Here is an 18,364-nt window from a genome sequence, read left to right on the forward strand (position 1 = left end):
TAAAGAGTGTATTAATCACTATCAAAATTGTATGATTTATATATGTGGGAAGATCTCTAAAGCAAACCCATCTCTTTTGGTTTTAGGTTTTCTTTCATACAATATTTTTTTTAAAACGGACTTAAGTAGCTGATTTTTTTTCCGAACATCATCAGTGAAGTGATAAGCTTCAATAACTGTTTTGATTTTAGGAATAAACTTTACTTGTTTTTTTTCTTTTTCTTGTTCATATTCAATTTCCTGTTTCAATTCATCAATTTCAAGTTGAACTGTTTTGATTTTATCTACAACAATTTTCTGGCGTTCCTTAAATGTGGTGACATCATAAATGCCTTGTTCAAGTAGATCGTGTAGATTGTCTTTTTGTTTATTTAGAACGACTAATTCGCTATTTTTTGTGGTCAAAGCTTTTTTCTTCATGGGTATAGTAGAAGGCTGTTTTATTTGGTGCTCTTCATTGGCTTCAAACTCACTCACAATTTGTTCTAAAGACTTTAGAACTCTTTGCTCTACTAATGATACTAGGGCACTCCTTTGCTTTCCTTTACAATGGGAACTTTTACACTTGTACATATCGCAACCTTTTTTATCTGAGGAGTAAACGATTGCGTAGCCACAGTATCTACAATATAAAAGTCCGGCTAGTGGATTGACTAACTTCGATTTTTTTCTAGTTTTTGGAGTCTTTTTTCCATATGAAGCATGAGCTCTTTCCCATAGTTCTTGGCTAATAATCGGTTCATGTGCGTTGTCTCTTCGTATCCATTGATCAGATGGTAAAGCTTTCGATATATATTTTCCACTTCGCTTTACCCATTTCATTTTTCCCCAAACAATATGCCCTAAGTACACCTCGTTGTTTAACATATTTCTGATCTGTACAGCATTCCATTCACGGGCTTTATCAGGCGACTTTATTCCTAGCTTTCGCAGCTCATGAATAACAGAAGATCGACCATGACCATCTGCAATCATCTCGAATATTTTTTTAACTACCCAACTTGTTTCAGGATCAGGATGAAGCTTTAAATTTTCATCACGTATATATCCAAAAGGAGGTTTTCTGGTAACCGACTTTCCCTCTTGTGCAGAGACACGTCTACCACGTTGCATCCTTTTTGTAATGGCTTTTAGCTCCTCGCGGGAGATAATACTTTTTACACCAAATAGAAGTTCGGCACCTTCTGCTAAAGGGTTAATTATTTCGGTTGGTGTGACAATGATCGTTTCAGAGTATTGTAAAGTTCTAAATATATAACCCATATCAAACATGTCTCCGCGTCCTAAACGATCAAGATCCATTACAAGGACAGCATCAACTGCGTTTGCTTCTACTTTACGCAACATTCGCTGAATTTCAGGACGATCGATAATATGCTCTCCTGATACTACTTCTTCAAATATTTCTAAAATATTATGATGCTCCTTCTTAGCTAGCTCTAAAAGCTGTCTTCGATGCCTCTCTAGTGTATCGTATGATCCTCCTTCATTAAGTGCCTTTCTTTCTTCCTCAATATCTTTTCGGCTTTTCCTGAGATAAATGAAACAATCTAATCCAATCGGACGATCCATCAATATCACCTTGTATTATGTAATTACCTTTATTAAAAGTGATCTATTTTTTTTCGTCAAGGAAAGATAAAGCACCTGTAATATGTCTACTTATGAAATGGCTTTTTGCTTTAAAAGCTCTATATATTATGGTTGTCCGATTATTTAGAATAGAGTAAAATAAAGATATTCAAAGGAGAGTGGGGTTCCACCTTGTCCTTCTTGCGGTAAAACTAGCACTGTAGCGCAAGACAGCAAAAGAGATATCTGGTGGTATTGCTCAGGTTACCAAATAAGATTTAGCAACTAAAAGGATGGATTGGAATGGATCTTAGACCCGAAGAGGCATTCATGTTAGGCTATAAGCCAGCTTGTACATGCCAAAAAGGAAATCTACGTTTGAAACCTTATTTTGACCGATTACTAGAAGGAAAATACCCAAACTATCGCTTTAATGATCTTGAAGCTTATATTTTTTTTCGAACCGAAGAAGAAAAAGAACAATTTGTTCAAGATATGAAAAGTGTTGAACTATATTCAGTTGAATATGTAATAAAGCTAGGTACTGTACTAGGGATACCGCCTAAGTCTATTAACTTCTTTGCAAAGTATTGGGAATCCGACTATCCAAAAGGCAAGATTGGTGTAAACTGTTCAGGAATAGTGTTTGCCACTCATGTTGATATTTTAATAGAAGAAGTGGAATATCTCTGGAATAAGTATAGAAATACCAGAGCGGAAGAGTATCCAACCATAGTTGAGATCGGAAATAATGAATATCGATACGTAATCAATTATGGTGATGTTTTAGAACTTTATTCTGTTGCTCAAGATGTTTCAAAAATAATGTCTGGTAAAGTTACTGCCTAGCCCTAGAAAGGGGCTTTTTTGTTTGCATGCAAAAAGCTGATATCCTATTTTGACTTTAGGATCTCGGCTTTTTTTAGCGGTATTTCCTTACTTTTTCAACAAGATCAGCATATTTTTGTTGTTTTTCTGTAGCTTCCTGTAAGAGCTTTGATCATTCATAGTACTTGTTAATAAGATCAATAAACGCTGCATCTATCAATCGGCTTTGTGGGTATGAGATAGCTTTGATAACTCTTCAAATGCTTCCATGATCTCTGGAATAATTGTATTTCCAAAGCGGGTTCTTGTTTTTAAGTCTTTATCTTTTTTCATTTACTTTTCTCTTTCTATACAACTATAAGTATCATATTTTTCTAAAAAAACTTGTTAACTTATCACAGTTTTATATATATTTATATCAGAAACAACAGAAAACATTAAACAAATCTAAGTTCATCCCTGATAACTGTTGTAATAGTGGACAAACTAACACTATTATTCTAGGGGGATGACGGCATGAAATTTGTTGGTGGTCAACCAGTATTGGAATGTTGTTTCAGAGCAAGTTGTCCAGGTTATTGTTATAAGGATGAACGTGGCTTTACGGTTTGTACCGATTGTGACGAGGAATCCGGTCCTGGACAATAGTATTATAAAAAGTGCGGCAGCTATTAAAGTGTCGCACTTTTTGTTATAATCTTCAATAATTATAAAAAGAGGTGATGATGTGTTATCATCCTACGAGGCATTTTTAGAAGGAGTTAAACCAGCTACGTATGTCAATTTAGATATTATCGTTCGCCCTGAGTTAATACCTAATTTAATGGAGTATGCAAACTTTAATGAGAGTGATAACTTCTGGATGTTTTTCAGAGATGAAGAAATGAAAACGCAGTTTTTAAATCAATACAGCAATTTAAGCCATAATGACCCAGAACGAGAGAGGATTCTTGGTCTTACCTTAGGATACCCTCCTAAAGCTGTTGACTTTTATACATATTATTATGAATGGCAACAGAGGGAAAGAGAAGAAGCTAAACACTGGTACTTCACACATAAAGTCGGAATGAAGTATCACGGGATAATGTTTACCAGTCATATTGATGATCTTAAAGAGAATGCCCAATGGCTTTGGGATACTTACCAGATTGAAGAAGATACATATATTAAAGTGGTTAGGATGCCTGATCGCAAGAGAGAAGAATTTCCTGTAGCCTTCCGAAATCTAGCTGATCTAGTAGATGCAAAAGAAAAAGTCCAGAGGATACTAGATCATAATCGAGTAGCATTGGAGCCAATCGCTCCTAAGTGAGCACATACATAATAAATTTGGTCTTGGAAACAGGGCTTTTTTTGTGTATGAAAATAGCCGAGGCATCCAGTTTATTTAGGATGGCTCGGCTTTTTGTTAGTATTAATCTTCGTCTTTATCATTTGACTTCTTATTAGCTTGATCTTTGTACCAGCTTACTAGCTTTTCAATCATACGACCAGCATCAGTATCGTGGTCAACTGCTAATTTTTTCAGTTCCTTTAGTTTCTCTTCATCCATCGTAGTAGTAAACTTTTTTCTCATTTTTCTAATTCCTCCCTTAGCATATACGCATGATACGCATATAATAAAAATATAGTCGTATCATACGTATTCTCCTTTGAACCATAATTTTAGCACTATTCTTTGTAATAGTCTTCGCTAAATTATTGGGAAGGAGGGGATATCGTGGCTAGTCTAACCTTCGGATGGTTGTCCATGTTCTTGGGTTCAGATGATAAAGATAATGATAAGGACAAAGACCGAGATAAAGAATGTCAGATGGGGGTAAACTCAAAAGGACATGGAATGGTGTAACATATTGTGATGGATGCGATAAGGAAGACTTTTCACAAAGTTGGTAAGACTATTCTTGAGACTGGGAGGCTGCATTGACAGCCTCCTTTTCATTTAATAATCTGGCAGAAATTTATGGGATGAGGTGTGTAGGGATGGAATTTAAACCAAACTACAATATGTCTTTTTCGGAAATACGTAAAGAGCGATGGCGATCTATTGAAGGTTTTCAAAAAGGAATTAAGCCTGCCTATTATGACAACCTGAAAAACCTATCTCTCGATGAAATCCAGCAATTGGAAAGCTATCCGCATGTGGAAGTAGACAGTGACTCAATGATCTACTTTCAGTCTGATACCTTAAAAAATGCCTTTCTTGTGAAATTAAACGACTTGGTTCCATTCTCAGCGGATTACAGGTATTGCGGGCTGAAAGCCCACGGTTTCAATCGTGGGATGAAAGACTGCGTTGCTCGGTAATCCCTTTTTGGGATTGCTTAGAGCAACAATTTTCTGTATAATCGAATACATGAGCGGTGCTCATCCTACTTATAGTAGGTTTTGTTCCTAAGTACGTCATGGTATGGGGTTCTAGTGGCGAACAAGTCTTTCCCACTAGGTAAAATCATGAGAGTGAGTGAAAAGGAACTAGAACGCTGGTGATAGGCGTTCCGCCTATGTGGGTACATTTCTAACTGCATGGGACGGGGTGATGACACACCCCTGAACTTGGGAGTTGTTCAAAACGGAAACGGACTGCGAACGCTAACTACCCAAGAATTCCATCGGCTTCAGCCGTGGGAGTGTCAAATTACTGTACTTGGTGAAACTTTGGGATACCCTCCAAAAGCAGTTTCTTTTTATGTCAATCATTGGGTTAATCTACAAAAGGATCAAGATCAGGAAAGAGTGAACTACGCAACTCATCATGTCGGATTAAAATATTGCGGTATAAATTGCTCAAGTAGCATTGTAGACTTTACTGATAATATAAAGTGGTTTTGGGATACATATGAGCAACCTATAGCAATTTGGGTTGTTGTAGATATGCTTAAATACGATATGGGGGCTGATTTTCGAATACCCTATAGAGATGGACAAGAGCTTTATAATGTAGAAAAGACAGTAAAATCGATTCTCTTACAAAATGAAATGGTAATCAGGAAAGATATAGTGGTAGCTTCAATTAATATTTAACTCAACGAGTCCCTAGAAACGGGGCTTTTTTGTTTGCATACAAAAAGCCGAGTTCCCTATGGCTAGGGAATTGGCTTTGTTGTTAATTCAAGGATCTAACATATTTTATGGATCATTTTCCCTAATGCTAATGTTGCACTAAAATAACCCAGTTTACCTTCGCGGAAGAATTCACCTATACGCAAGATTAAAATGAAAGTTCCTAGCTCAGCTGAACCAATAGCTGAGATTTTAATTGAGTTGGATAAACAAACGAGATAATAACAGGGCAATTAATTTATATCGGATACACACTATTTTGTAAAGTATAAATATTTAGAATATAATAGATGTAAAAAGCCATCATTAAGGTGCAAGGAAAAATTTTTATTCTTCATGTTTTATACAAAAAGAGACGAAAAATATGCCTGTACAGCTGTCCGATCTGCATAAAGTAGATCAGGTAGGTGATGACGAGATGGAGAAGCAGGAAGTTAAACCCAAACAATATCAGTTTGGTAATACGGTTGTTATCATTCATTCAAAGTTAGCACATATGACCAAGGAAGAGCAGAGAAATTGGTTTAAGTCTGAATGGGAAAAAGGAAATCCTGTTCTTCGTAATATTTCAAGAGCGATATTTCAATCTTTTCAATCCTCAGGAGAGTTTCAATCCACAAAAGGAGGTAATAGCATTGCAAGTTTGGGTCAGCGGTTTTGTAAAAAAGAGAGTTCCTAAGGTTTGGATTTATGTTGATGGTAAGGTTGTTTGGTAGCGTATGCCCAGCTCCTAGAGCAAAAGCTCGCTTCTCTGACGAAAGAAGCGAGCCACTAAAAATACTCAAGTGGATACATTTTACCAAATATTACGGAGGTATCCCCTCACAATCAGTTTAACCTATTGGTATGAATATTTTACATATTTAACCCCTATAAAATCAAACTATTCGGTTTATCCATAGATCAAATAATCTATCATCATTTTTTTCAATAAGGGCTAGTTCAATCCCGGTCATAGCAAACTTAGTAGCTTCTTGATATCTTTTTGTTTTATTAAGTAGTTCAGCTTGTAATTCATACATATTTAAAAGAACCTCTGTGTTAACGATTTGATGAGATTCCTGCCACATGCTTCCTAAGATATTTAAAGCTTCTTCTATTTGACTTTGATTTTTTAGATAATTAACTTGGTTGACCATCAATAGATATTTAAGATGTGTCCAATCACCATCAGCATCAAACGCTTTTAATCCTTCTTTTGAATAACTTAATGCACTATTGGTATCATTCTGGTAATAAGATACATGACTAAATTCATTGTAGTAAGTAGATTTTATATTGCTCCGAATCGAATTAGGATGGTTATCAACTGCTTTAATCCCTTTTGAAAAATAAAGCAAAGCTTGATTCCACATTTTTTCTTGGAGTAGTATTTTCCTTTTTCTAGCTTGGTTAGCGAAAGTGTCTGGCGAGGAAAAATATGAGGTATTATCTAGGGGAGCTGTTGAGCAAATTAAAATCCTATTAAAAGAGGATTTAATTAAGGGAACTATGAATATTGGAGCATATGATGGTTTAAGCGGAGTTGTTTATGTACTTTCTAATCTGGCAAAGATCTGGAAGGATGATTCCCTTTTAAGTTGGATTGACCTGATTTTAATCCAAATAGAAAAGGTGATAACTAAAGATGAGTACTTGGATTTAATTGGAGGATCGGCTGGATGTATTTTAGTTATGTTAGGACACAATCAGATAAGCAAGAATAAAAAGGCTTTATCCATTTCTCAAATATATAAATGAAGATTTTATAAAGGAAGAAATTCGAACCGCTGTTCAAACTACTCTAAAGCAAGAACTTTTTAGCGATAATCATTCACTTTGTCATGGATACTTAAGGAACCTTGATTTCTTATTGAAAGCAATGGAAGTTGTGGATGGTTTTCAAAAAGATTTCAATTACTTTGTCTCAAATGTTTTTAAAAGTATTAAGGAACACGGCTGGATTTGCGGAACACCATCTAATATCGAAATACCAGGTTTAATGACAGGTCTTTCGGGAATTGGATACAACCTCCTTCGATTTGCTTATCCAGATATTCCTTCCGTTTTGGGTTTAGAGTTTTTTGAAAGCGAAAGAAAAGGGGAAGGGTTTTGAAAAAATTTTAGAACATTTCTGATTATATGGATGACTCAGGGATTATCTGCTTTAGGAAATGCTATAAGCTATTTCACGATAGTATTTTGGTTAACCCAGACAGCACCAAAAAAAGATTTGATTTTTTTACTAACCGTTTTGAGTTTGATTACATTGATACCTCGATTTGTTATATCCCCAATCGCAGGAGTTTGGGTAGATCGTTTTGATCGAAAAAAAATTATGTTGGTTGCAGATCTTTTACAAGGATTTCTTATGATTGTTCTTTTGTTTGCATTTTATGAAGACTTAAATGTCTGGATTTTGTTTTCCTTGTTAGGTGTGATGGCATTAATTAATCAAGTAACCGAAAGCTAATATCATTTACAGATTCTTCTAGATTTATTAACTAAGACTTTTTTTGGGTATAATTCTGGGATTGATATTTGGAGTGATGACCCAGTTCATGAAGCTTTTAAGAAATACCATGCGTTATTGGCAGAACAATATTCCAATATGTCCGAAAAAGAAGGTTTTATCAAACTGAACAGTTTAGAGAATCCGAAGGTTCTCTTGGAACAGATTTGTATACATCTTAAAGATTATCTAAAGTAAAAGGTCAATTGATTCAGCATTGTAATAGTAATTAAGTTTGGATAGATTCAAAACCATCTACCATATCAAATCAATTAGATGGTTTTTTCTTATATATACTAAACTGCAATCCTGTATTTATCAGGGTATTTTTCTTCATAATAAAATGCCTCTTTATCTGTAAGAGCATGTTTCCATATATTCACCCAGTAAAATTATTAACCGAATGTACGTTTGATTTGATTGGTAAGCAATGGGATCGGTAAATGTACTTCTTAGTACTATCAACCCTTGATATTTAATTAGCAATAGTATAATCTTTTAGTAAGAAATTATGTTGCTTTGCGAACACCATGAGCTTCTGAAAAATCCCAAGGGGTGTTCGGAAATGCAAAAGCCCTTGACATATAAGGGATAAGGGAATTGTCAGACAGCTCTTAGCAATGAAAAATCACCTTAAAAAGCTGAAAAAGGCGTGGTGTTCGGAAACTGGTCTACAAAGCCAATAGTACCAAGGTCTCCGAACATCTGCTGTATCAATAGAAAACACCTCATTAAGAGGATTGAAACGCATGAGTGGTGGCGGTAAAGGTTCGTTGCTCCAGTATCAATAGAAAACACCTCATTAAGAGGATTGAAACTTTAGATATCCGAGCTGTTTTTCTAGTAAGCCTTAATAACAACAAAAAATATCTTTTAGTCAAAATTAAAGCTGCCTTCTAATCGGCAGCTTTTTTATAAACAGGAATCCCTACTAAATGAATCATTAGGGTTTTAACTTGTATCTAATTAAGCCTACTGAAGCCCAAATAATCAGCGGAGGTTTTACTGGTATCATCTAAATATAAATGTGTTTAGGTTCCCCTCTGTTTTGACCATTGGCCATCTGGATTTTAGTATGGAAGCAACCATGGCGGTTGTCGTCGATTTTCCAGCACTTCCTGTAATCCCAATCACTTTCGTAGCGTGCTGTCTCCAATTCCAGCGTGCTAGTTTCCAATAAGCAGAAAATGGATCTCTGACCTTAATAATTCCTACGCTTCGCGGGATGCTTACTGATGAAGCCTGAAGGGGGAGAACAACAGCAAGTGGCTTAACACGACGAATAGCTCTCAACTGTTTGGTCCAATTGGTCTTTTGCGAGTAAAAATAGACTTGACGCCGACTCAGTCTTTTCGGTCTGCCATAATTAACAGAATGAATCGGTAATGCACGATGTCCAGAGAGGACTTGCCCCTCGATCAAATGTGCTAGTTTTCCAAGGGTGATGGTTTTCATGCATAAACCTCCCCAACAGCTGGATCAACAAATGGTAAGTGTAGGTTAATGTCTCTGTTATCATATTCACAAGTCACTTGTTTGGGATTGGATGAAGGCCTATTTTTAAGGTGGGAAGTGGAGAGTAGGTTGTTGTGAGAGAAAAATGGTGGATATGATTTCATCTCAATATCCCGATCCGAGTTGGCGGTTCGGAATTTGTTTGATCTGATAGGTAAAGCAAAAGAAACATACTGGATTGAAGAGAAATAGAAAGGAATTTCTTTAAAATAGGATTCATTACTCCTAAAGTTTTAATCTTTGCTCAAGATATAAATAGAAAACACCTCTTGAAGAGGATTGAAATGCTGTTTATCTGGAATAGTAGTTTTATTATTACAATGGAACCAGAATTTATTTTACTGGACTTTTTGCGGGATAGATTTGCCATGCGAAATGATTTATTATCATGTACAACGAAAGTTTGGTATGAGAATTCATTTATATGAAAATGAGTGGTAATTCCGAAAGTTGTAAATCGATTATAAGCGTATTCAATAAAGACTAAATTAATTACCGCCTGTAGAATACAGGCGGTAGAATGTAGCTTAAAATCTAGGGTTTTTTAGAAGCGTGACCAGCTATCGTAGGGATTTTTTCTCCTTTTTTCTGTTGAAAAATTGCTTTCTCTAAAAGAGGAATTTACCCTTTAAGGGCATTCTCGTTTTGCTCAAAGATGAAAGTATAGCTTTTCGAGTTAGAGAATTGTCAAGCTCTACAAAAAAGCTATTGATCATCGTAGAAACAATCTGTGCCTTAGGTTGTTCCTAAGGGCTCCAATGGTTTTCTAATTATTCCACTAAGCTTTCGGCCAATTGTTTTTCTTTCCACATGACTGTAATACTAAAGCCAATGATTAAAATGATACATGCGAAAAGATAAGGATAGTGAATGTTTACGTCAAATAGTATTCCACCCGTCGCTGGCCCGACGATATTACCTAAACTCGTATAGGTTGAGTTCATTCCAGCAACAAATCCTTGCTCTTTCCCGGCAGCTTTTGATAAAAATGTCGTCAATGCGGGACGAAGCAAGTCAAATGCGAGGAAGATGAAGCAAGTTACCACCAGTACTGCCAAAAAGCTAGAGATCACGGTGGACACTACCGCCAATATGGCACCTGTAATTAAACATAATTGGATCAGTTTCTTTTCACCAAGTATATCTACCATTTTCCCAAACATAAATACTTGCACAACAACACCAAATATTGAACTTATTGTAATAATGACCGCAATATCCTTCGGCGTGAAGCCGAATTTATGATCAGAAAATAGGCTAAAAACAGTTTCATATGTTGACAAACCAAAAGCGAGTACAAATACAATGATAAATGCAATAAAGTAAAGCGGATTAAGTGATTTTTTTAAATCGCTTATAAAGCTAGTTTTCTGTGTATTAGCAGAAATTTCCGCAAGCTGCTCTTTTGTTAGCGGCTCTTTTAAAATAAATATTGAAGAAATACATGCTAAAAAGGCAATGCCTGCCGCAAAGAAGAAGGGCATGCGTATACCGTATTCTGCAATAAATCCACCGATCCCAGGTCCTATAATAAAGCCCGTACTAATAGCGGCAGATATATAGCCCATCGCTTTTGGTCGTTCCTGAATGGATGTAATATCTGCAACATATGCAGTAACACCTGGCATAACAAAGGCGGCACTAATTCCTCCTAGAATCCTTGATATATAAAGTATGGATACACTCGTGCCTAAACCAAAGATAAGTTCTGAAACTCCAAAAAGGAATAAGCCGATTATGATGATCTTCTTTCTACCATAAAGGTCAACCCAACGTCCTGCGAGGGGTGATATAAGTAGTTGTGCCACTGCAAATACGGCGACAAGATAGCCCATTGTTTTTCCTGATAAATGCATGATATTCATAAAAGACGGCATAACAGGGATGACAAGACCAATTCCTAGAAATGCAATGAATATATTGCTTAGAAGAATCATTAATACCGACTTTTGTTCTTTTATTGTTTTCTTCATGTATCAACACCCCTTTCTGTAAGAATCATCGATGTGAAATACCTCTCCAAAATACGGTCCAAGAGGCTTCTAATTTATCCTTTAGTCGTTTCTCATCATTGCCATATACCAGCTCTAACATAATGGAATCGACTACTCCTAAGAAGGCGAAGGTCGGTGTTTTTGCTACATCTCCGACGATTGCTTTTGCATCGATCCAACCCTGAAATTTACTTTCCAGTATCGCTTGTACCTTCTCTTCGATATCAATTACTTCCTTGTCGATTGCTTTCGCCAGATGTGCTGGCGGAAAAAATGACACACGTAGCCAAAACTTTAATTGTTCATTTTTTTGGAAAAGATCGATTACCAATTGTAGAAAGCCGTATAAGTCTTTTTCGGGATTTTGCGAATCAATTTTACTAAAATATTGGAGTTTTGAAGATAGCTCCGTCTCTTTCGCATCACGTAAAACTTGCAGAAAAAGATCATCCTTTCCTTTAAAATGGGCGTAAATGGACTGCTTTTTCATGCCGACCGCTTCAGCTATTAGAGAAAGGGAAGCTCCTTCATAACCATGAATTGTAAAATATTTTAGAGCTGCCTCCTTAATTTCATTGCTTTTCAATAAAATCACCTCAATTTAACGAACGTTCGTCAGTTATATTATCAAATTAAATAAATATAAGCAAGAAGAAAATATATTTATATGCATAAACTAATAATTTATAAACTAAAATGTTTTAGTAATAAATGAATATTGTCCAAAAGGCGATAGCTCCTCTACCCCTTTGCTTTAATATACATAAATATTAAAATATTACAATAGTACAAAATAGTGTATCTATATGAGATAATGAACTAGGGAACACCAATTACATATTAGGAGGAGTTATCATGAAACAGATCAGTAAATGGGTGTCTGTTTGCTTCATTAGTGCTTTGATGTCCTCGCTAAGCTTTAGTTTAGTAGCTAGTGCATCACCAGCAGCAGTGGTTTTTTTATATGAACATGGTTATTATCAAGGAGAGGAGAAGAGAGTAGCTGCAAATCCGGGTGTAAGTAGTCTAGGTTCGATGAATGATAAAACTTCTTCGATTAAAGTTAGAGGTCATTGTGTAAGAGTATTTGAACATGAGAATTTTAAAGGGAAATCCCTTCGAGTTTGTCAAGATATTGATGACTTAAGCAAATATGGTTTCAATGATCAGATTTCTTCTATATATGTTGATTGATAAAGATCCCTTCTATTGAATTACTCGTTGTGAGAATGGGTTGAGCGGCATCATTGAACGCCGCTCTTTTTTGTTGGTAAATTTCCATTTAGTTCCTTGGTGATTCCGAAATCAATCAGATGCTCTCTATTCTAGTGTAGAAGTCTATTTTTAAGTTAAATTGATAAAGAACAAGAGCTAAATAATTCCCATATATTCCCCGAATTCTAAAAGCTTCTCATAGGGGTCTCCTTCTAATCCCAAAACTCGGCAAAAAGCAGGCTCCGTTTTAAGTCCTTGTTTTTTGAGTTTTATTACTTCTTCTCTTAAGGAAGGAAACTGCTTCATTAAAGCATATTCAATGATCATATGAAGATAAGCATATTGTTCTTTTACAGGCTGTGATTGACCAAATAACTCAAATTCGAACCCATCAAAAATAAAATTCGCTTTAACTACTGGGACTTCTCTAATCAAGAGTCTTTTTAGTTTGAAATCTTTTTTATCACCGTACAAGGTTTCTACCTTTTCCTCAAATTGATGAAAATCATCAACTTCCATAATCATATCTAAGTCAGAACCCACTATATCAATTCCTATGGGAAATGTACCACACAGTGTGGGATTATACTCAGATAAGTTATCCATTATTCCTAAATTCCTAATTGCTTTATAAGCAAGCTTTTGTTTTTCATTCCCAAATTGTAAGTAATCAATAGTATTGAACATGAATGATTCTCCAAAAGATTGATTTTATGAGTTTAAATTGTACACGTTTTTAGCGGAAATAAAATATAGAAGTGGTAAAAGTACATGAAGATCAATACATATGTCTCAAATTATTTTCCATAAGTGATGAAAGGTACTGCTTTAGGTATCATTCTTAGTCTCCAAAAGATGTCTACTCAAAAAATCGACTTGATCAGAAGACACCTGTTCACGTATTTCTGGGCAGTAGAAATCGAAGTGACCAACTGGATAGGTTTGCAGTTGTGCATTTGGGGCAGCTTCTACAATCTCCTTCGCCAATTCTCCAACAGTTTCACGATCATATTCTCCGATACATACAAGCAACGGCATCTTTATCTGGGAAGCCTTTTCACTAGGCTTATACTTCATCATTTCTAAAAATACCCGAGGAGCGACTTCATTTCGCCAATGTTCACTAATCATGTTCTCTATGGTTTTTTGTGCTTCTAAGCTGGCCATCACTGCCAGCTCCCCAGGTTTTCCAACCGATTTTATATAATATGGAGATCTACCAAGCCAACCTCGAAGAAGGTGGAAATTCAGTCGCAGGATCAAGAAAATGCTCGTACCGTCAAAATATCGATTTCTAGTCCAAGATTCCTCACAGGACTTATCAGTAAATTTATTAAACAGTATCCTGATACAAAAATACAACCGGGAATCGGAGTGAAAAGTGGAATACTGACAAGCTTGAAAAAGGGGGAAATTGATTTAGGAATAGCAGGTCCACCTATAACTGATGAAGAGATAGAGAGCTGTGTGCTGATAAATGTAGATATCGTACTGGTTTTACCTTCCAATCACAAGTTTGCAGCCAAATCTGAGATTTCATTAAGCAAAGTTGCCAATGAATCGTTTATTTCCCTTGCCAATCATAAAGAATATAGCAGTTTTACAACCGAGCTCTGTGAAAAAGCAGGATTCACTCCTAAGAATATTTTTGAGGTGGATTCGAATTTACTGGCAGAAATAATAAACCTCGATCAAGGAGTGGCATTACTTCCTATTTCTATATGTAGAAAATACTATTTGAATTACATAAAAATCGTAGATGCTATATTGATCCTATCTTTACAGTCGGCTTATCTTGGGTAAAAGATAAAGTGTTATCTCCTGCAGTAAGAAATTTTCGAGACTTTATTATTTCTTACTTTAAAGATAACTACGAAATGTACAAAGTATAACCCTTCTTGATAGCAAATTGAAAAACTCCATTTTGGTCAAAATGGAGTTGTATACTAGAAAAGCCGAAAAGATCAGAAGTTCAATCATTAAAAACAACAATATAGACATTGATTGCAACTGATTCCGTTGCTGGTCATATTGTTTATCCAGTTAATGACCCTGAAAATCGTGGATGAAGAAACAATTCCTGAAAAATCACATCTGACACTGGGATTTTTGACTTTGTAGGGTATTAAACTTGAAGAACACGTACTTTTTGGAAGCATTGGTTATCCTAATGAAGAAACAAATAATGGCATGTTAAAGAAAGTTAAGGATGCAATCCATTTTCATTTCTCTTAAATATATCAGCGCTACGGAAAATGAAGAAGAAAGGAAGAGAAATCATGAATGTACTGATCATAGGGGCAAATGGTCAAATAGGTCAAATTCTTGTGAGACAAATAAAAGAATCAAGTAAGCATAACGCTATCGCTATGGTTCGAAGGGAAGAGCAAAAAGCGAAATTTGAAGAACAAGGAGTCAAAACAGCACTTGTTGATCTGGAAGGGAGCATTGAAGATATCGCCAGTGTGGCAAAGGAGGCGGATGCGATTGTATTTACAGCTGGTTCAGGTGGTCATACGGGTGCCGATAAAACAATGATGATTGATTTGGACGGAGCTATCAAATCAATGGAAGCGGCAAAGCAAGCCGGGGTTAAACGTTTCATCATTGTTAGTGCAATTGGTGTTCATCATCGTGACAAATGGATGAAAAGTGCACCGTACTATAGTGCGGCCAAGCATTACGCAGATGTTTGGTTAGAGAAGAGTGGTCTTGATTATACAATTATCCGTCCAGGGAGACTGACCAACGATCCTAGAACCGGGAAGATAAAAGTAGCGGTTGATCTTGAACGTGGGCAAATCCCTCGTGAAGATGTCGCGTCGGTAATTGTTGCTTCACTGGAAAACAACCATACGATTGGTAAAGCTTTTGATATGGTTGGCGGAGAAACGCCGATTGAAGATGCACTAAAAACATTATAAAATGCTACTCCACCCGAGGAAATGGGATGCCTTCCTTGGATTATTCGTCCAACAGTTTAAGTAGGTTAGTTAGTATAATCTATTATCTGGTCTGGAGAATCTTCTAAGGCTGACACAATAAAAAACATGGGTCTCTTTCTTTTTTAATTTTGATGGTGGCTGTTATTGCCCCGATTGTTGAAGAAATCGTGTTCCGGGGTGTCATCTATCATGGGATCGTGTTCAGTATTAACCATGACACCGCTCTGAATAATTCCAATGTTATAGTATCTACTACCATTAGGTGGTGGATTTTCTTTTTGTATAGATTAGTGAATGAGAGAATAGTGATTCCATAAAGAGCTTCCTTTTATATGCTTTGAAGAAAGCAGAATAGATAGCTAGTATGTTATTGTTATATATTGTTAATTTATAATTATTAATATATAATGAAATATGAATCAATACTAATAAATAGATTTGGAAAAGAAAGTGACCAATCTATATCCATTCTTCATTATTGATATACAGGGGGTAAAAATGGAAAATAAACCAAGCGAAAAGGGAAAGTCAATGAGTATTGACCTGGATCATCGTCAGCAAAATGCATTTAAAAATATCAAGCAGACGAATGAAGGTAAAAAAGAATTACTTCTTGACTTGTTAAAAACGACACACAAAGAAATTAGCTGGTTTCCACCTCTAAGTAGGGCTTTGGATGGGCTTACCGCTGAGCAGGCTAAGTGGTGTGATCATACAAACATGAATTCGATTTGGCAAATTGTGAATCACCTTGTGTTTTGGAATACTATCTCGCTTCAGCGGTTTAAGGAAAATTCCATTACTGATACGGGTCTTAAGAATGAAGAGACATTCGATATCCAAGATTTTTCTGAAAAGGAATGGCATGAGACATTAATTCGCTTGGATGATATCTTAAACAAGTGGCATAGTGTTCTTGTTGATTGCTCGGAATCAAGACTTCATGAGCATATTCAATTTTTTGATAAAGAGATTTATTGGTGGAAGGCGCTTTTCGACGTATTTACACATAATGCATATCATACGGGGCAAATTGTATTAATTCGAAAGAAACAAGGCTCATGGGTAGAAATCCCTTGGTAAATTCCTATAAGGAATTAAAACGACTTCGAACCAACTAAATATGAAGTTGAGCCAGCTGCTTCAAAAATAAAGCACATTTATTAGGATTTAATCAATAAGATCAATCGGGATTTGAAAATTCCGATGATGACGAATATTTTTATTCTATAAGGAATAGCTCTCATCTGCTATCATTGGGTAGCGGATTTTTTTATATAAATTAGATCGAATCGCTTTGTGTAGGATCGACTTTTCCCCAAAGGGACAAGAGCTTTTAAGAGCAAAGCTCTAAGAAGGTCTATGGACCGATCAAGGGTACGGGAATGAGCGGGAAAGCGCTAAGCGGCTGATTAATGCAGCAACCTCAATATAGAATTTTATATATATGAAATATGATTGGTGTTTAAATCTAACATGATGAGGCGATTTTCAAGTGAAAAAAGTGAAGGTTTATCATACCTTGCAAATCCTGCAAGATAAGAAACTAACTACTTGATTCCAATTTGAGCTAATAAATCGAAAAAGATACCTTTGCTAGATGGCTTCAGCTTGTCGATAAAGCCTATTTTATAATAGATCGACAAGCTTTTTTGTTGTAAGAAATAACGTGATTTACAAAGGCTGTCACAACAAAGCAGAAACGGACAGGATTTTAATCACAAAAATCTTTAATATCAAATTAAGGAGTGAGGATCATGATATGGGTCGAATCATTACAAAAGGCTATCAATTATATGGAAGAGCATTTACTAGAAAATATAACGATTGAAAGTATAGCGAAACAGGCAAATGTGTCCCCATTTTATTTTCAACGTATATTCATGATACTGACGAATATGTCAGTCGGTGAATATCTGCGTCGCCGCCGCTTAACATTAGCTGCTCAAGAATTATCGAGAACAAATTGTAAAGTAGTTGATATCGCCTATAAATATGGTTACGAAACTCCTGAGGCTTTTTCCAAAGCTTTTCGTAGACAACATGGAGTTCCACCAAGTGAAGTACGAAAGTACATGGGAAAGCTAAAATCTTATAATCGCCTTGTAATACAGGTGAAACTGAAAGGAGCAGAACCGATGCATTATAAAATTGTAGAAAGAGATCGTTTTCAAGTGGTAGGGATTAAGCGAAAATTCTCCCTGAATAATGGAGAGAATTATGAGGGAATTCCAAAACTATGGGATAAAGTGAATCAGGATGGAACAAGCGATTTATTATTTCAATTGAATAATGGGGAAATTAAAGGAGTATTAGGTGTGTGTGTGGATTATAGTGTTTCCGATAAAAGTATGGATTATTGGGTAGCTACGGAATATCATGGTGATCCACCAGATGGGTTATCGACACTCGAAATACCTGCAGCCAAATGGGCAGTATTTGAAGTGCATGGTCCAATGCCCCATGCGATGCAAAAGGCGTGGAAACAGATTTTCTCAGAGTGGTTTCCATCAAGCGGTTATCAGCATGCAGCTGTACCAGATTTAGAAGTATATAGTGATGAAGATCCATCAAGTCCTGATTTATACTCTGAAATTTGGATTCCGGTAAAGTAAAAGGATAATAGAAATTTTAATGTTTGATCAGAAATAGGGTACAATTCATGAACACTTTTAGGTCATATCGTCTATTTCCCAAACCCTAATATAAAGGTGACTGCCCGTTGTTATGTACGATGGCCA

General features: G+C 35.9%; 24 protein-coding genes. 16 read left to right on the plus strand and 8 right to left on the minus strand.

The genetic code is table 11. The annotated features are described in order from the left end of the window. Positions 1-36: 36 nt before the first annotated feature. Positions 37-1,572, minus strand: coding sequence for a recombinase family protein (locus DL897_RS14190; protein WP_113659801.1), 1,536 nt, complete (start codon positions 1,570-1,572; stop codon positions 37-39). A gap of 303 nt (positions 1,573-1,875) precedes the next feature. Here DL897_RS14190 and DL897_RS14195 point away from each other — a divergent pair, with 303 nt between their 5' ends. The 3 genes from DL897_RS14195 to DL897_RS14200 all read left to right on the plus strand — a co-directional run bounded on the left by DL897_RS14195 (position 1,876) and on the right by DL897_RS14200 (position 3,712). Further along, complete coding sequence (locus tag DL897_RS14195; protein ID WP_113659802.1) at positions 1,876-2,421, plus strand: hypothetical protein; 546 nt, start codon at positions 1,876-1,878, stop codon at positions 2,419-2,421. Positions 2,422-2,916: 495 nt separating this feature from the next. After that, positions 2,917-3,048: a hypothetical protein gene (locus DL897_RS18910; RefSeq protein ID WP_276308590.1), complete on the plus strand. Its 132-nt coding sequence runs from the start codon at positions 2,917-2,919 to the stop codon at positions 3,046-3,048. Between the two features lie 79 nt (positions 3,049-3,127). Continuing rightward, positions 3,128-3,712 carry a hypothetical protein gene (locus tag DL897_RS14200; RefSeq protein WP_113659803.1) on the plus strand — a complete coding sequence of 195 codons (585 nt, stop codon included), beginning with the start codon at positions 3,128-3,130 and terminating at the stop codon, positions 3,710-3,712. Positions 3,713-3,814: 102 nt separating this feature from the next. Here the strand turns inward: DL897_RS14200 and DL897_RS18300 are convergent, their stop codons facing one another. Beyond that, complete coding sequence (locus tag DL897_RS18300; RefSeq protein ID WP_168188803.1) at positions 3,815-3,976, minus strand: hypothetical protein; 162 nt, start codon at positions 3,974-3,976, stop codon at positions 3,815-3,817. 144 nt (positions 3,977-4,120) lie between these two features. Here DL897_RS18300 and DL897_RS18915 point away from each other — a divergent pair, with 144 nt between their 5' ends. From DL897_RS18915 to DL897_RS14215, 4 genes are all read left to right on the plus strand, one after another. Then, positions 4,121-4,249, plus strand: coding sequence for a hypothetical protein (locus DL897_RS18915; RefSeq protein WP_276308591.1), 129 nt, complete (start codon positions 4,121-4,123; stop codon positions 4,247-4,249). 74 nt (positions 4,250-4,323) lie between these two features. Continuing rightward, positions 4,324-4,707 (plus strand): hypothetical protein, encoded by a 384-nt coding sequence (locus tag DL897_RS14205; protein WP_113659804.1) that lies wholly within the window; start codon positions 4,324-4,326, stop codon positions 4,705-4,707. Positions 4,708-4,926: 219 nt separating this feature from the next. Continuing rightward, positions 4,927-5,424 carry a hypothetical protein gene (locus DL897_RS14210; protein ID WP_113659805.1) on the plus strand — a complete coding sequence of 166 codons (498 nt, stop codon included), beginning with the start codon at positions 4,927-4,929 and terminating at the stop codon, positions 5,422-5,424. 403 nt (positions 5,425-5,827) lie between these two features. Beyond that, positions 5,828-6,142, plus strand: coding sequence for a hypothetical protein (locus tag DL897_RS14215; protein WP_113659806.1), 315 nt, complete (start codon positions 5,828-5,830; stop codon positions 6,140-6,142). Positions 6,143-6,341: 199 nt separating this feature from the next. Here DL897_RS14215 and DL897_RS14220 read toward each other — a convergent pair whose 3' ends face one another. Further along, a complete protein-coding gene (locus tag DL897_RS14220; protein ID WP_113659807.1) occupies positions 6,342-6,818 on the minus strand; it encodes a hypothetical protein in 477 nt (158 codons plus the stop codon). A gap of 16 nt (positions 6,819-6,834) precedes the next feature. On the opposite strand from DL897_RS14220, the gene DL897_RS14225 reads away from it, so the two are divergent. Genes DL897_RS14225 through DL897_RS14235 form a run of 3 tightly spaced genes read left to right on the plus strand, consistent with a single transcriptional unit; the run spans position 6,835 to position 7,915 of the window. Continuing rightward, a complete protein-coding gene (locus DL897_RS14225) occupies positions 6,835-7,203 on the plus strand; it encodes a lanthionine synthetase LanC family protein (RefSeq protein WP_276308593.1) in 369 nt (122 codons plus the stop codon). Positions 7,204-7,222: 19 nt separating this feature from the next. Then, the gene (locus DL897_RS14230; protein ID WP_240627462.1) at positions 7,223-7,558 is read left to right on the plus strand and encodes a lanthionine synthetase LanC family protein; all 336 of its coding nucleotides are present in this window, start codon (positions 7,223-7,225) and stop codon (positions 7,556-7,558) included. A gap of 30 nt (positions 7,559-7,588) precedes the next feature. Continuing rightward, entirely contained in the window at positions 7,589-7,915 is a 327-nt protein-coding gene (locus tag DL897_RS14235) for an MFS transporter (protein ID WP_113659810.1), read from the plus strand. Between the two features lie 1,050 nt (positions 7,916-8,965). Here DL897_RS14235 and DL897_RS14240 read toward each other — a convergent pair. The 3 genes from DL897_RS14240 to DL897_RS14250 all read right to left on the minus strand — a co-directional run bounded on the left by DL897_RS14240 (position 8,966) and on the right by DL897_RS14250 (position 12,049). Continuing rightward, positions 8,966-9,409, minus strand: coding sequence for a Mur ligase family protein (locus DL897_RS14240; protein WP_113659811.1), 444 nt, complete (start codon positions 9,407-9,409; stop codon positions 8,966-8,968). An 830-nt stretch (positions 9,410-10,239) separates the two neighbouring features. Continuing rightward, complete coding sequence (locus DL897_RS14245) at positions 10,240-11,442, minus strand: MFS transporter (RefSeq protein ID WP_113659812.1); 1,203 nt, start codon at positions 11,440-11,442, stop codon at positions 10,240-10,242. A gap of 25 nt (positions 11,443-11,467) precedes the next feature. Continuing rightward, positions 11,468-12,049 (minus strand): TetR/AcrR family transcriptional regulator, encoded by a 582-nt coding sequence (locus tag DL897_RS14250; protein ID WP_113659813.1) that lies wholly within the window; start codon positions 12,047-12,049, stop codon positions 11,468-11,470. Between the two features lie 269 nt (positions 12,050-12,318). Here DL897_RS14250 and DL897_RS14255 point away from each other — a divergent pair, with 269 nt between their 5' ends. Then, the gene (locus DL897_RS14255; protein WP_113659814.1) at positions 12,319-12,657 is read left to right on the plus strand and encodes a beta/gamma crystallin-related protein; all 339 of its coding nucleotides are present in this window, start codon (positions 12,319-12,321) and stop codon (positions 12,655-12,657) included. Between the two features lie 177 nt (positions 12,658-12,834). On the opposite strand, the gene DL897_RS14260 is transcribed toward DL897_RS14255, so the two are convergent. Together DL897_RS14260 and DL897_RS14265 are read right to left on the minus strand one after the other, a co-directional pair. Next, positions 12,835-13,365 carry a DUF4269 domain-containing protein gene (locus tag DL897_RS14260; RefSeq protein ID WP_113659815.1) on the minus strand — a complete coding sequence of 177 codons (531 nt, stop codon included), beginning with the start codon at positions 13,363-13,365 and terminating at the stop codon, positions 12,835-12,837. A gap of 141 nt (positions 13,366-13,506) precedes the next feature. Continuing rightward, positions 13,507-13,845, minus strand: coding sequence for an alpha/beta fold hydrolase (locus DL897_RS14265; protein ID WP_113659816.1), 339 nt, complete (start codon positions 13,843-13,845; stop codon positions 13,507-13,509). 72 nt (positions 13,846-13,917) lie between these two features. On the opposite strand from DL897_RS14265, the gene DL897_RS14270 reads away from it, so the two are divergent. From DL897_RS14270 to DL897_RS14290, 5 genes are all read left to right on the plus strand, one after another. Next, entirely contained in the window at positions 13,918-14,481 is a 564-nt protein-coding gene (locus DL897_RS14270) for a LysR family transcriptional regulator substrate-binding protein (RefSeq protein ID WP_240627456.1), read from the plus strand. 476 nt (positions 14,482-14,957) lie between these two features. Then, positions 14,958-15,602 carry an SDR family oxidoreductase gene (locus DL897_RS14275; RefSeq protein WP_113659817.1) on the plus strand — a complete coding sequence of 215 codons (645 nt, stop codon included), beginning with the start codon at positions 14,958-14,960 and terminating at the stop codon, positions 15,600-15,602. 146 nt (positions 15,603-15,748) lie between these two features. After that, on the plus strand, positions 15,749-15,940 hold the full coding sequence (locus DL897_RS19085) for a hypothetical protein (protein ID WP_420824141.1): 192 nt from the start codon (positions 15,749-15,751) through the stop codon (positions 15,938-15,940). Between the two features lie 181 nt (positions 15,941-16,121). Further along, a complete protein-coding gene (locus DL897_RS14285) occupies positions 16,122-16,706 on the plus strand; it encodes a DinB family protein (RefSeq protein WP_113659819.1) in 585 nt (194 codons plus the stop codon). A gap of 674 nt (positions 16,707-17,380) precedes the next feature. Beyond that, positions 17,381-18,238 (plus strand): AraC family transcriptional regulator, encoded by an 858-nt coding sequence (locus DL897_RS14290; protein WP_113659820.1) that lies wholly within the window; start codon positions 17,381-17,383, stop codon positions 18,236-18,238. The last annotated feature ends 126 nt before the right edge of the window (positions 18,239-18,364 follow it).

Origin of the sequence: Thermoflavimicrobium daqui (assembly GCF_003313465.1) — a bacterium.
Lineage (GTDB): Bacteria > Bacillota > Bacilli > Thermoactinomycetales > Thermoactinomycetaceae > Thermoflavimicrobium > Thermoflavimicrobium daqui.